The organism is Citrobacter sp. BIDMC107 (assembly GCF_001037575.1).
GTDB lineage: Bacteria > Pseudomonadota > Gammaproteobacteria > Enterobacterales > Enterobacteriaceae > Citrobacter > Citrobacter freundii.
The window spans coordinates 2192977-2207257 of record NZ_KQ089848.1 but is presented as its reverse complement, the minus strand read 5'-3'; the positions used below and the strand labels follow the sequence as shown (position 1 = coordinate 2207257).

Genomic DNA, 14281 nt, shown 5'->3' with positions numbered 1-14281 from the left:
TGAGAACTCATCATGTTACAAAATCCGATTCACCTGCGTCTGGAGAAGCTGGAAAGCTGGCAGCACGTCACATTTATGGCCTGTCTGTGCGAACGCATGTACCCGAATTACGCCATGTTCTGCAAGCAAACTGAATTTGGCGATGGACAGATTTACCGCCGAATTCTGGATCTGATTTGGGAAGCGCTGACGGTTAAAGACGCGAAAATCAATTTCGACAGCCAGCTGGAAAAGTTTGAAGAGGCCATTCCTTCTGCAGACGATTACGATCTGTACGGCGTTTATCCAGCGATTGATGCCTGTGTGGCATTAAGCGAACTGATGCATTCACGTCTTAGCGGTGAAACGCTGGAGCATGCAATTGAAGTTAGTAAAGCTTCGATTACGACGGTAGCGATGCTGGAAATGACCCAGGCTGGTCGCGAAATGACCGATGAGGAGCTCAAAGAGAACCCTGCCGTTGAGCAAGAATGGGATATTCAGTGGGAAATTTTCCGACTTTTAGCCGACTGTGAAGAACGCGATATTGAGCTGATAAAAGGGCTGCGTGCAGACCTGCGCGAGGCTGGCGAGAGCAATATTGGTATAAATTTTCAGCAATGACACCACAAAACGTGATTTAACGCCTGATTTGTCGTGCCTGAAGGCTTCCCATCCGCCCCCGGTCTGGTCTACATTTGGGGGGCGAAAAAAAGTGGCTATCGGTGCGTGTATGCAGGAGAGTGCTTTTCTGGCATTTCCGTCGCACTCGATGCTTAGCAAGCGATAAACACATTGTAAGGATAACTTATGAACAAGACTCAACTGATTGATGTAATTGCAGACAAAGCAGAACTGTCTAAAACACAGGCTAAAGCTGCTCTGGAATCCACTCTGGCTGCTATTACTGAGTCTCTGAAAGAAGGCGATGCTGTACAACTGGTTGGTTTCGGTACCTTCAAAGTGAACCACCGTGCTGAGCGCACTGGCCGCAACCCGCAGACCGGTAAAGAAATCAAAATTGCCGCAGCTAACGTACCGGCATTTGTTTCTGGTAAAGCACTGAAAGACGCGGTTAAGTAATTCGCGTGGCAGTGAACAGTTTTAACGAAGGGGCGGTTTCGCCCCTTTTGTCCATCTGGCGTCATACGCTTCGGCTTTCAGGTGTTCTGTTACTGTCTGCCTGCGGTAGCCATTCTGAGCTTCCTCCGTTCACGGCCAGCGGCTATGTTGGCGATCAGGGGGCGGTACGCATTTGGCGTAAAGACTCCGGTGACGATGTTCACTTGCTCTCGGTATTTAGTCCGTGGCGAAAAGGCGAAACCACTACCAGTGAATACCGCTGGCAGGGTGATTCGCTCTCTCTGATAGAACTCAACGTTTACAGTAAACCGGCTGAACATGTCCGTATACGCTTCGATGACCGGGGCGAACTGAGCTTCATGCAGCGTGAAGTCGACGGGCAAAAGCAGCAGCTTTCCAGCGATCAAATCGCGCTTTACCGCTATCGCGCCGATCAAATTCGCCAGACCAGCGATGCGCTGCGTCAGGGACGGGTGATATTGCGTCAGGGACGTTGGCATGCGGATAACACGGTCACAACCTGTGAAGGTGAAACGCTGAAGCCAGACCTGGAGTCGTGGGCGATAAACCATATCGAGCGCCGCCAGAAACATTCATCCGTAGAGGTGAGTGTGGCATGGCTGGAAGCGCCCGAAGGGTCGCAGATACTGCTAGTCGCCAATGAAGATTTTTGTCACTGGCAGCCTACAGCCAAAACTTTCTGAAAACCTGAAGACAGGTAGTCAGCAGGCCTGAACCGTATGGCGTCATCAGGCATCAAGTCTTTTACCAGTGACCCATTCCCATATGGCCGCCGCCGCGATGGTTACCGCCACCGCCGCATCCGCCGTAGCCCATTCCCGCGCCACGTGGCACGCCAGCCTGCGCCATTGCGACATCGCGTTTAACACGCTGCTCGTCCAGAGACTGATTCAACGCTTCCATCTCTTTTGCAACGGCATTAATTTTTGCCGTGTCCGGCGAACTGGCCGTTAATAGTGCATTGTACTCATAACGTTTGGATGTCAGCTGTTGGCGCAACGCGCTGGTCTGGGAGTAGTAATCATCATAGATTTTCTGCGCGGCAGCCTGCTGCTCAGCGGTCATTGGGGTACTGCCCCGTTGCTGCATTCCATCACCATATCCCCAGTGATTCTGCGCCAGTACCGGGGTGGAGCCCAGTGCGATAAGAGAAAGTGCAATCAGTGCCAGTTTGTTGTTCCGTTTCATCGTTCGTTCTCCTGTTGGTTAGCTTACATTCCCTTTTGCATCTTCCGTGCCAAAGCGGCAATCCCAGTCCTGCGGGCGTCGTACCCGCCGTCTTTGCAGGAAAACGAGTAAAAATGACTCGCCAGAACGTGCCAGCGAGTCATTTTTACCCGGTACTTTCAGCTGTTTGTGTCTGAGGGCAGGGTTATCAGGGGGAAAAAATGGCATGATTTCTGCTGTATACCTGCAACGATGAAAGGAACAAGTGGGGTAAAGGGAGAGCGTATGCGTCTTTATAAGGATACGGTGGCAAAGTGGTTGAGCCGACTCTTGCTGGCGGCAATCCTGATGTTAGTCGGCTGGTTTTCGATTATGACCATACGGGACTATGGTCGGGAAAGTGATGCCGCCCGACAAACGCTACTGGAAAAAGGCAGCGTGCTCATTCGCGCTCTGGAGTCTGGTACGCGTGTAGGCATGGGGATGCGCATGCATCATGCCCAGCAGCAGACGCTACTGGAGGAAATGGCCGTACAACCAGGCGTGCTATGGTTTGCCGTCGTCGATGAGCATGGTGTCATTATTACTCACAGCAATGCCGCGATGGTCGGAAAAACGCTCTATTCACCGGATGTCCTGCGACAGCTTAGTCCTGGGGAGCAAGAAAGCTGGCGGAATATTGAAATTCCAGCGAGGGATGGTGAAAAAACGCCGGCCCTGGAAATTTATCGCCAGTTTCAGCCGATGTATGGTCCAGGACGCCACGGCATGGCGCGCTGTGCCAGCAATGACGGGCAGCTTATCACCCCAGCGCAAACCATATTTATCGCCTTTGATGCCAGCGATCTGACAGCGACTCAGGCAAGAGAGTGGCGTAACACACTGATAGTCCTCTGTGCGCTGGCGGCTGTGTTGCTGGCCACCGTACTGACGTTCTTCTGGTATCAGCGCTATCAGCGCTCGTACAAAGAACTTCAGGATGCGATGAAGCGTAAAGAAAAACTGTTAGCGCTCGGGCATCTTGCGGCTGGAGTGGCGCATGAAATTCGTAACCCGCTTTCATCGATCAAAGGTCTGGCGAAGTATTTTGCCGAGCGAACCCCGGCAGGAGGCGAGTCGCATGAGCTGGCACAGGTGATGGCAAAAGAGGCGGATCGTTTAAATCGGGTGGTGAGCGAGCTGCTGGAGCTGGTGAAGCCTGCACATCTGACGCTGCAACAGGTGGATCTCAATGAGGTTATCACCCACTCATTACACCTGGTGGGTCAGGATGCGGCAAGCAGGGAAATCCAGCTCCGCTTTTCGGCCAATTCTACGCTGCCCGCTATCCAGGCCGATCCTGACCGACTGACTCAGGTTTTGTTGAATCTGTATCTGAACGCCATTCATGCGATTGGTCGTCAGGGCACGATCACGGTTGAAGCGAATGAAAGCAGCGGCGATCGCGTTAAAATTGTGGTTACCGATAGCGGGAAGGGAATTGCAGCGGAACAGCTGGAGGCCATTTTTACGCCTTACTTTACAACCAAAGCTGACGGAACCGGCCTCGGGCTGGCGGTGGTGCAGAACATTATCGAACAGCATGGTGGCACCATTCAGGTGGCAAGCGTTGAGGGCAAAGGTGCGACCTTTACTCTTTGGCTGCCGACCAAAGCGAAACAACAGGATTAACAAGGATGACGCGCGGAAAAATCAATATTCTGGTAGTAGATGACGATATCAGCCACTGCACCATTTTACAGGCGCTGCTGCGCGGCTGGGGTTATGAGGTCGCGCTGGCCTATAGCGGGCGAGCGGCGCTGGAACAGGTGCGCGAACGCGTATTTGATTTAGTGCTGTGTGATGTACGCATGGCGGAGATGGACGGTATCGCAACGCTGAAAGAGATTAAAGCGCTGAATCCGGCGATTCCGGTCTTGATCATGACGGCGTTCTCCAGCGTAGAGACCGCCGTTGAGGCGCTTAAAACCGGGGCGCTGGACTACTTAATCAAGCCGCTGGATTTTGACCGTCTGCAGGAGACGCTGGAAAAGGCGCTGGCGCATACGCGGGAAATGGGCGCTGAATTGCCGTCAGCGTCGGCTGCGCAGTTTGGCATGATTGGCAGCAGTCCGGCGATGCAGAAGTTGCTCAATGAAATCGCGATGGTTGCGCCCTCAGATGCGACAGTGCTCATTCACGGAGACTCCGGCACGGGGAAAGAGCTGGTGGCCCGGGCGCTGCATGCCAGCAGCGCCCGTCGCGATAAGCCGCTGGTGACGCTCAACTGCGCGGCGCTTAATGAATCGCTGCTGGAGTCCGAGCTGTTTGGTCACGAGAAAGGGGCGTTTACCGGGGCGGATAAACGCCGGGAAGGGCGCTTTGTGGAAGCCGATGGTGGCACGTTATTTCTTGATGAAATTGGCGATATCTCACCGCTGATGCAGGTGCGTTTGCTGCGGGCTATCCAGGAGCGAGAAGTACAGCGGGTTGGCAGCAACCAGACTATTGCGGTTGATGTCCGGCTGATAGCCGCTACGCATCGCGATCTAGCAGAGGAAGTCAGCGCCGGGCGCTTTCGTCAGGATCTCTACTATCGTCTGAACGTCGTCACCATTGAAATGCCAGCGCTGTGCCAGCGCCGGGAAGATATTCCGCTGTTAGCCGAACATTTTCTCCAGCGTTTTGCCGCGCGTAACCGTAAAGCGGTGAAAGGCTTTACTCCGCAGGCGATGGATCTGCTGATCCACTACGACTGGCCGGGCAATATCCGTGAGCTGGAAAATGCGATTGAGCGCTCGGTGGTGCTGCTGACGGGGGAATATATTTCCGAACGTGAACTGCCGATGGCGATTGCCGCGACGCCGATAAAAACGGAATTCAGTGGCGAGATCCAACCGCTGGTGGATGTCGAAAAGGAGGTGATTCTGGCGGCGCTTGAAAAAACGGGCGGCAATAAAACGGAAGCCGCCCGTCAGTTAGGCATTACGCGTAAAACGCTGCTGGCGAAAATTTCGCGTTAGCGTTGCTCGCGTTCAATGGCACGCCAGCCGATGTCGTTACGGCTGAAGCTGCCATCCCAGCGGATGTCGGTCATCAGGGCGTAAGCGCGTTTCTGCGCTTCAGCCACGGTGTTACCCAGCGCGGTGGCGCACAGCACGCGACCACCGTTGGTCAGCACGCGATCGTCTGCAGACAGTTTGGTACCCGCGTGGAACACTTTACCGTCAGCGACGTCTTCCAGCGGCAGACCGTGGATCTCATCGCCGGTATTGTAATTACCCGGATAACCTCCGGCGGCAATGACCACACCCAGCGAGGCGCGTTCGTCCCACTCGGAGGTTTTCTCATCCAGTTTGCCGTCACAGGCGGCGAGGCACAGTTCCACCAGATCGGACTTCATGCGCAGCATGATCGGCTGGGTTTCCGGATCGCCGAAGCGGCAGTTGAACTCGATAACCTTCGGGTTGCCCTGTTTGTCGATCATCAGACCCGCATAAAGGAAACCGGTGTAGGTGTTACCTTCCGCCGCCATGCCTTTTACGGTTGGCCAGATGATGCGTTCCATGGTGCGCTGGTGGACTTCGTCAGTTACTACCGGAGCAGGGGAGTAGGCACCCATCCCGCCGGTGTTCGGGCCGGTATCGCCATTGCCTACGCGTTTGTGGTCCTGGCTGGTGGCCATCGGCAGCACGTGCTCACCGTCGACCATGACAATAAAGCTCGCTTCTTCACCGTCGAGGAACTCTTCAATCACGATGCGGTGGCCCGCGTCGCCAAACGCGTTGCCGGCCAGCATGTCATGAACCGCGGCTTCGGCTTCCTCCAGCGTCATCGCCACGATAACGCCTTTCCCGGCAGCCAGGCCATCGGCTTTGATAACGATCGGCGCGCCTTTCTCGCGCAGGTAAGCCAGCGCAGGTTCGATTTCGGTGAAGTTCTGGTACTCCGCCGTTGGGATCTGGTGACGCGCGAGGAAATCTTTGGTGAAGGCTTTGGAGCCTTCCAGCTGCGCGGCACCTTCGGTTGGGCCGAAGATTTTCAGACCGGCGGCGCGGAAGGCATCAACCACGCCAATCACCAGCGGCGCTTCCGGGCCAACGATGGTCAGATCGATCTTCTCGTTCTGGGCAAAGTCCAGCAGCGCCGGGATATCGGTTACGCCGATGGCCACGTTTTGCAGCGTGGGTTCCAGCGCGGTGCCCGCATTGCCCGGGGCGACAAATACTGTTTCGACTTTTGTCGACTGCGCCGCTTTCCACGCCAGGGCGTGCTCGCGCCCGCCGTTGCCAATCACTAATACTTTCATCGTCTGCTCCGTGGATTAATGGCGGAAGTGGCGCATATCGGTAAATACCATCGCAATGCCGTGTTCATTGGCGGCGGCAATCACTTCGTCATCGCGAATAGAACCACCCGGCTGGATCACGCAGGTCACACCGGCGGCAGCAGCGGCATCAATCCCGTCGCGGAACGGGAAGAAAGCGTCAGAAGCCATTGCAGAACCTTTCACTTCCAGGCCTTCGTCGGCCGCTTTGATCCCGGCGATTTTCGCGGAGTACACGCGGCTCATCTGGCCTGCGCCTATGCCAATAGTCATGTTCTCTTTGGCATAAACAATGGCGTTGGATTTCACGAACTTCGCCACTTTCCAGCAGAACAGCGCATCGCGCAGTTCCTGCTCGGTCGGCTGGCGTTTGGTCACTACGCGCAGTTCACCTTCGGTCACCATACCCAGGTCACGGTCCTGAACCAGCAGGCCGCCGTTCACGCGCTTGAAGTCCAGACCCGGAACGCGCTGCGCCCATTGGCCGCAGACCAGCACGCGAACGTTCTGCTTGGCTGCGGTAATTTTCAGGGCTTCTTCGGTGGCGGATGGCGCGATGATCACTTCCACGAACTGGCGGGAGATGATCGCCTGCGCGGTTTCAGCATCCAGCTCGCGGTTAAAGGCGATGATGCCGCCGAACGCGGAGGTCGGGTCGGTTTTATAGGCGCGGTCATAAGCGTCAAGAATAGAGGTACTTACTGCTACACCACACGGGTTCGCGTGTTTGACGATCACACAGGCTGGCTCGTTGAATTCTTTCACGCACTCCAGCGCCGCATCGGTATCGGCGATGTTGTTGTAGGAAAGTGCTTTGCCCTGTACCTGCTGCGCGGTGGCAACGGAGGCTTCTTTAACATTCTCTTCTATATAGAAGGCAGCCTGCTGGTGGCTGTTCTCGCCGTAGCGCATATCCTGCTTCTTAATGAAGTTCAGGTTCAGCGTACGTGGGAAGCGACCGGCGGCTTCTTTGCTTTCGCCGTGGTAAGCCGGAACCATGCTGCCGAAGTAGTTGGCAATCATGCTGTCGTAAGCGGCGGTGTGTTCGAAGGCTTTAATCGCGAGATCGAAACGGGTGTCGAGGGTCAGAGAACCGTCGTTGGCATCCATCTCTTTAATAATGGCGTCGTAGTCGCTGCTCTTCACAACGATAGCTACATCTTTATGATTCTTCGCGGCGGAGCGCACCATGGTCGGGCCGCCGATATCAATGTTCTCTACCGCATCTTCCAGAGAACAGCCTTCGCGGGCGACGGTCTGGGCGAATGGATACAGGTTAACAACCACCATATCGATAGGAGCAATGTGGTGTTGTTCCATAATGGCATCATCCTGGCCGCGACGACCGAGGATGCCGCCGTGGACCTTCGGATGCAGGGTCTTCACGCGTCCATCCATCATTTCCGGGAAGCCGGTGTAATCGGAAACTTCGGTCACTGGCAGACCTTTCTCCGCTAACAGGCGCGCAGTGCCACCTGTAGACAGCAGCTCCACACCACGTGCGGAAAGTGCCTGAGCGAATTCGATGATACCGGCCTTGTCAGAAACACTGAGCAGAGCGCGGCGGACTGGACGACGTTGTTGCATGGTAAATCCCCTGGATTTGACTATTACAGAGAGCGTTAGGTGAATTCTTGGCTAAAAACTCAGCTAACGCCCCTTACGGGGCATCCTTGTTGTGCGGGGGCATTGTAACGAAAACGTTTGCGCAACGCTCGCGAATTTTTAATTTTCGATTTTGACCTCTTCTTTTTCTGTTGAAAGAGGCTGATATAACGAGAGGATCATAGAAACGATCGTGTGGTTTGTGGATAACTCTGTGCGTAAATGGGTATAAGGCGGGGTTTTGCTGTGGAATGCAGCAGTCAGTCATTTTTCTGCAATTTAAGGGTTGCGGGCCACAGGAAACTCCCTATAATGCGCCTCCATCGACACGGCGGATGTGAATCACTTCACACAAACAGCCGGTTCGGTTGAAGAGAAAAACCTGAAAATGAGGGTTGACTCTGAAAGAGGAAAGCGTAATATACGCCACCTCGCGACAGAGCGCTAAAGCGCGTCGCAACTGCTCTTTAACAATTTATCAGACAATCTGTGTGGGCACTTGAAGATACGGATTCTTAACGTCGCAAGACGAAAAATGAATACCAAGTCTCTGAGTGAACATACGTAATTCATTACGAAGTTTAATTCACGAGCATCAAACTTAAATTGAAGAGTTTGATCATGGCTCAGATTGAACGCTGGCGGCAGGCCTAACACATGCAAGTCGAACGGTAGCACAGAGGAGCTTGCTCCTTGGGTGACGAGTGGCGGACGGGTGAGTAATGTCTGGGAAACTGCCCGATGGAGGGGGATAACTACTGGAAACGGTAGCTAATACCGCATAACGTCGCAAGACCAAAGAGGGGGACCTTCGGGCCTCTTGCCATCGGATGTGCCCAGATGGGATTAGCTAGTAGGTGGGGTAACGGCTCACCTAGGCGACGATCCCTAGCTGGTCTGAGAGGATGACCAGCCACACTGGAACTGAGACACGGTCCAGACTCCTACGGGAGGCAGCAGTGGGGAATATTGCACAATGGGCGCAAGCCTGATGCAGCCATGCCGCGTGTATGAAGAAGGCCTTCGGGTTGTAAAGTACTTTCAGCGAGGAGGAAGGTGTTGTGGTTAATAACCGCAGCAATTGACGTTACTCGCAGAAGAAGCACCGGCTAACTCCGTGCCAGCAGCCGCGGTAATACGGAGGGTGCAAGCGTTAATCGGAATTACTGGGCGTAAAGCGCACGCAGGCGGTCTGTCAAGTCGGATGTGAAATCCCCGGGCTCAACCTGGGAACTGCATCCGAAACTGGCAGGCTAGAGTCTTGTAGAGGGGGGTAGAATTCCAGGTGTAGCGGTGAAATGCGTAGAGATCTGGAGGAATACCGGTGGCGAAGGCGGCCCCCTGGACAAAGACTGACGCTCAGGTGCGAAAGCGTGGGGAGCAAACAGGATTAGATACCCTGGTAGTCCACGCCGTAAACGATGTCGACTTGGAGGTTGTGCCCTTGAGGCGTGGCTTCCGGAGCTAACGCGTTAAGTCGACCGCCTGGGGAGTACGGCCGCAAGGTTAAAACTCAAATGAATTGACGGGGGCCCGCACAAGCGGTGGAGCATGTGGTTTAATTCGATGCAACGCGAAGAACCTTACCTACTCTTGACATCCAGAGAACTTAGCAGAGATGCTTTGGTGCCTTCGGGAACTCTGAGACAGGTGCTGCATGGCTGTCGTCAGCTCGTGTTGTGAAATGTTGGGTTAAGTCCCGCAACGAGCGCAACCCTTATCCTTTGTTGCCAGCGGTCCGGCCGGGAACTCAAAGGAGACTGCCAGTGATAAACTGGAGGAAGGTGGGGATGACGTCAAGTCATCATGGCCCTTACGAGTAGGGCTACACACGTGCTACAATGGCATATACAAAGAGAAGCGACCTCGCGAGAGCAAGCGGACCTCATAAAGTATGTCGTAGTCCGGATTGGAGTCTGCAACTCGACTCCATGAAGTCGGAATCGCTAGTAATCGTGGATCAGAATGCCACGGTGAATACGTTCCCGGGCCTTGTACACACCGCCCGTCACACCATGGGAGTGGGTTGCAAAAGAAGTAGGTAGCTTAACCTTCGGGAGGGCGCTTACCACTTTGTGATTCATGACTGGGGTGAAGTCGTAACAAGGTAACCGTAGGGGAACCTGCGGTTGGATCACCTCCTTACCTTAAAGAAGCGTTCTTTGTAGTGCTCACACAGATTGTCTGATGAATGATGAACTTCTGAATGTACTTTCGAGTGCATTAAGAAGTTTTGCTCTTTAAAAATCTGGATCAAGCTGAAAATTGAAACGACACACTGTTTCATTTCTCCGTAATAAGAAATGAAAAATGGTGTGTTCGAGTCTCTCAAATTTTCGCAATCAGAAGTGAAACATCTTCGGGTTGTGAGGTTAAGCGACTAAGCGTACACGGTGGATGCCCTGGCAGTCAGAGGCGATGAAGGACGTGCTAATCTGCGATAAGCGTCGGTAAGGTGATATGAACCGTTATAACCGGCGATTTCCGAATGGGGAAACCCAGTGTGTTTCGACACACTATCATTACGTGAATACATAGCGTAATGAAGCGAACCGGGGGAACTGAAACATCTAAGTACCCCGAGGAAAAGAAATCAACCGAGATTCCCCCAGTAGCGGCGAGCGAACGGGGAGCAGCCCAGAGTCTGAATCAGCTTGTGTGTTAGTGGAACGGTCTGGAAAGTCCGACGGTACAGGGTGATAGTCCCGTACACCAAAATGCACAGGTTGTGAACTCGAAGAGTAGGGCGGGACACGTGGTATCCTGTCTGAATATGGGGGGACCATCCTCCAAGGCTAAATACTCCTGACTGACCGATAGTGAACCAGTACCGTGAGGGAAAGGCGAAAAGAACCCCGGCGAGGGGAGTGAAAAAGAACCTGAAACCGTGTACGTACAAGCAGTGGGAGCCTCTTTATGGGGTGACTGCGTACCTTTTGTATAATGGGTCAGCGACTTATATTCTGTAGCAAGGTTAACCGTATAGGGGAGCCGAAGGGAAACCGAGTCTTAACTGGGCGTTAAGTTGCAGGGTATAGACCCGAAACCCGGTGATCTAGCCATGGGCAGGTTGAAGGTTGGGTAACACTAACTGGAGGACCGAACCGACTAATGTTGAAAAATTAGCGGATGACTTGTGGCTGGGGGTGAAAGGCCAATCAAACCGGGAGATAGCTGGTTCTCCCCGAAAGCTATTTAGGTAGCGCCTCGTGAATTCATCTTCGGGGGTAGAGCACTGTTTCGGCTAGGGGGTCATCCCGACTTACCAACCCGATGCAAACTGCGAATACCGAAGAATGTTATCACGGGAGACACACGGCGGGTGCTAACGTCCGTCGTGAAGAGGGAAACAACCCAGACCGCCAGCTAAGGTCCCAAAGTCATGGTTAAGTGGGAAACGATGTGGGAAGGCACAGACAGCCAGGATGTTGGCTTAGAAGCAGCCATCATTTAAAGAAAGCGTAATAGCTCACTGGTCGAGTCGGCCTGCGCGGAAGATGTAACGGGGCTAAACCATGCACCGAAGCTGCGGCAGCGACACTATGTGTTGTTGGGTAGGGGAGCGTTCTGTAAGCCGTTGAAGGTGGCCTGTGAGGGTTGCTGGAGGTATCAGAAGTGCGAATGCTGACATAAGTAACGATAATGCGGGTGAAAACCCCGCACGCCGGAAGACCAAGGGTTCCTGTCCAACGTTAATCGGGGCAGGGTGAGTCGACCCCTAAGGCGAGGCCGAAAGGCGTAGTCGATGGGAAACAGGTTAATATTCCTGTACTTGGTGTTACTGCGAAGGGGGGACGGAGAAGGCTATGTTAGCCGGGCGACGGTTGTCCCGGTTTAAGCATGTAGGCGGAGGTTCCAGGTAAATCCGGTACCTTTTTAACGCTGAGGTGTGATGACGAGGCACTACGGTGCTGAAGTAACAAATGCCCTGCTTCCAGGAAAAGCCTCTAAGCATCAGGTAACACGAAATCGTACCCCAAACCGACACAGGTGGTCAGGTAGAGAATACCAAGGCGCTTGAGAGAACTCGGGTGAAGGAACTAGGCAAAATGGTGCCGTAACTTCGGGAGAAGGCACGCTGATATGTAGGTGAAGTGGTTTACCCATGGAGCTGAAATCAGTCGAAGATACCAGCTGGCTGCAACTGTTTATTAAAAACACAGCACTGTGCAAACACGAAAGTGGACGTATACGGTGTGACGCCTGCCCGGTGCCGGAAGGTTAATTGATGGGGTTATCCGTAAGGAGAAGCTCTTGATCGAAGCCCCGGTAAACGGCGGCCGTAACTATAACGGTCCTAAGGTAGCGAAATTCCTTGTCGGGTAAGTTCCGACCTGCACGAATGGCGTAATGATGGCCAGGCTGTCTCCACCCGAGACTCAGTGAAATTGAACTCGCTGTGAAGATGCAGTGTACCCGCGGCAAGACGGAAAGACCCCGTGAACCTTTACTATAGCTTGACACTGAACACTGGTCCTTGATGTGTAGGATAGGTGGGAGGCTTTGAAGTGTGGACGCCAGTCTGCATGGAGCCATCCTTGAAATACCACCCTTTAATGGCTGGTGTTCTAACGTGGACCCGTAATCCGGGTTGCGGACAGTGTCTGGTGGGTAGTTTGACTGGGGCGGTCTCCTCCTAAAGAGTAACGGAGGAGCACGAAGGTTAGCTAATCCTGGTCGGACATCAGGAGGTTAGTGCAAAGGCATAAGCTAGCTTGACTGCGAGAGTGACGGCTCGAGCAGGTGCGAAAGCAGGTCTTAGTGATCCGGTGGTTCTGAATGGAAGGGCCATCGCTCAACGGATAAAAGGTACTCCGGGGATAACAGGCTGATACCGCCCAAGAGTTCATATCGACGGCGGTGTTTGGCACCTCGATGTCGGCTCATCACATCCTGGGGCTGAAGTAGGTCCCAAGGGTATGGCTGTTCGCCATTTAAAGTGGTACGCGAGCTGGGTTTAGAACGTCGTGAGACAGTTCGGTCCCTATCTGCCGTGGGCGCTGGAGAATTGAGGGGGTCTGCTCCTAGTACGAGAGGACCGGAGTGGACGCATCACTGGTGTTCGGGTTGTCATGCCAATGGCATTGCCCGGTAGCTAAATGCGGAAGAGATAAGTGCTGAAAGCATCTAAGCACGAAACTTGCCCCGAGATGAGTTCTCCCTGAGACTTTAAGTCTCCTGAAGGAACGTTAAAGACGATGACGTTGATAGGTCGGGTGTGTAAGTGTAGCGATACATTGAGCTAACCGATACTAATGAACCGTGAGGCTTAACCTTACAACGCCGAAGATGTTTTGGCGAAGAGACGACATTCAGCTTGAAACAGATTACATTAACCGGCGAGAAGCGGGTTAATAACAGAATTTGCCTGGCGGCTGTAGCGCGGTGGTCCCACCTGACCCCATGCCGAACTCAGAAGTGAAACGCCGTAGCGCCGATGGTAGTGTGGGGTCTCCCCATGCGAGAGTAGGGAACTGCCAGGCATCAAATAAAGTGAAAAAGCCCATCCTGACGGATGGGCTTTTTTGCGTGTGTGCGGGGTAAAAAAACGCCGGATGCGGTGTGCGCCAGCAGTTATCCGGATACGGCTACCCGTGTACGAGGTTGAGTAACGGGTACGCTCGTCCGAGATCGTCCACTTCCGTCCGTCCCGTCACAGTAAATCCCATCTTCTTATAGAATCCAACTGCCTGCTCATTCTGTTCATTAACGTTGGTCGTTAGCGTTGAAACCATTGATAAAGCATGTTCAATCAGCAGTTTACCAACGCCACTACCACGCACATCCGGATCGACAAACAACGCATCCATATGCTGATCGGTCAAAAGCATAAAGGCGACAGGCTCATCTTGTTCTGTCACTGCAACCCATAGCGGAGCTTCTGGTAAAAATGAACTTACCAGCTCTTCCAGCTCAATCCGATAATCCGTAGAGAGGAAATGGTGCGTCGCATCGACAGAACGACACCAAATAGATATGAGCTTATCGCCTTCGTCCTTACGCGAACGACGAATGGTAAAGGGCATGGCATTCTCCTTTTATCTTTACTGCACTATTCTACAGCAAGGGCCGTGAAACTTTCTCAACTTGAGGATGCAGGCTCGACATTCGCATGATTCC

General features: G+C 53.5%; 10 protein-coding genes and 3 rRNA genes. 8 read left to right on the top strand and 5 right to left on the bottom strand.

Annotated elements, in window-relative coordinates:
- The first annotated feature begins 12 nt into the window (after positions 1-12).
- From SK39_RS10210 to SK39_RS10200, 3 genes are all read left to right on the top strand, one after another.
- Positions 13-603, top strand: a complete 591-nt coding sequence (locus tag SK39_RS10210; RefSeq protein WP_003842015.1) for a YjaG family protein — start codon at positions 13-15, stop codon at positions 601-603.
- 186 nt (positions 604-789) lie between these two features.
- On the top strand, positions 790-1062 hold the full coding sequence (hupA, locus tag SK39_RS10205) for a nucleoid-associated protein HU-alpha (protein ID WP_001044509.1): 273 nt from the start codon (positions 790-792) through the stop codon (positions 1060-1062).
- Positions 1063-1073: 11 nt separating this feature from the next.
- Positions 1074-1766 carry a DUF1481 domain-containing protein gene (locus tag SK39_RS10200; RefSeq protein WP_048217411.1) on the top strand — a complete coding sequence of 231 codons (693 nt, stop codon included), beginning with the start codon at positions 1074-1076 and terminating at the stop codon, positions 1764-1766.
- A gap of 61 nt (positions 1767-1827) precedes the next feature.
- On the opposite strand, the gene zraP is transcribed toward SK39_RS10200, so the two are convergent.
- Both zraP and SK39_RS10190 read right to left on the bottom strand, forming a co-directional pair.
- A complete protein-coding gene (zraP, locus tag SK39_RS10195; protein WP_003842009.1) occupies positions 1828-2271 on the bottom strand; it encodes a zinc resistance sensor/chaperone ZraP in 444 nt (147 codons plus the stop codon).
- Positions 2272-2289: 18 nt separating this feature from the next.
- A complete protein-coding gene (locus SK39_RS10190) occupies positions 2290-2478 on the bottom strand; it encodes a hypothetical protein (protein ID WP_032937285.1) in 189 nt (62 codons plus the stop codon).
- Between the two features lie 57 nt (positions 2479-2535).
- On the opposite strand from SK39_RS10190, the gene zraS reads away from it, so the two are divergent.
- Both zraS and zraR read left to right on the top strand, forming a co-directional pair.
- Positions 2536-3921: a two-component system sensor histidine kinase ZraS gene (zraS, locus tag SK39_RS10185; RefSeq protein ID WP_032937286.1), complete on the top strand. Its 1386-nt coding sequence runs from the start codon at positions 2536-2538 to the stop codon at positions 3919-3921.
- Between the two features lie 5 nt (positions 3922-3926).
- A complete protein-coding gene (gene zraR / locus SK39_RS10180; protein WP_032937287.1) occupies positions 3927-5252 on the top strand; it encodes a sigma-54-dependent response regulator transcription factor ZraR in 1326 nt (441 codons plus the stop codon).
- Here zraR and purD read toward each other — a convergent pair.
- Together purD and purH are read right to left on the bottom strand one after the other, a co-directional pair.
- Positions 5249-6538, bottom strand: coding sequence for a phosphoribosylamine--glycine ligase (purD, locus tag SK39_RS10175; RefSeq protein WP_032937288.1), 1290 nt, complete (start codon positions 6536-6538; stop codon positions 5249-5251). The genes zraR and purD overlap by 4 nt on opposite strands.
- Positions 6539-6553: 15 nt before the next feature.
- Positions 6554-8143 (bottom strand): bifunctional phosphoribosylaminoimidazolecarboxamide formyltransferase/IMP cyclohydrolase, encoded by a 1590-nt coding sequence (gene purH, locus SK39_RS10170; protein ID WP_032937289.1) that lies wholly within the window; start codon positions 8141-8143, stop codon positions 6554-6556.
- Between the two features lie 621 nt (positions 8144-8764).
- On the opposite strand from purH, the gene SK39_RS10155 reads away from it, so the two are divergent.
- The 3 genes from SK39_RS10155 to rrf all read left to right on the top strand — a co-directional run bounded on the left by SK39_RS10155 (position 8765) and on the right by rrf (position 13644).
- Positions 8765-10306 (top strand): 16S ribosomal RNA (locus tag SK39_RS10155).
- 225 nt (positions 10307-10531) lie between these two features.
- A 23S ribosomal RNA gene (locus tag SK39_RS10150) occupies positions 10532-13438 on the top strand.
- 90 nt (positions 13439-13528) lie between these two features.
- Positions 13529-13644: ribosomal RNA gene (gene rrf / locus SK39_RS10145) — 5S ribosomal RNA — on the top strand.
- The 16S, 23S and 5S rRNA genes sit together here, the layout of an rRNA operon.
- Positions 13645-13749: 105 nt before the next feature.
- Here rrf and SK39_RS10140 read toward each other — a convergent pair.
- A complete protein-coding gene (locus SK39_RS10140) occupies positions 13750-14187 on the bottom strand; it encodes an acetyltransferase (RefSeq protein WP_032938238.1) in 438 nt (145 codons plus the stop codon).
- Positions 14188-14281 lie beyond the last annotated feature (94 nt).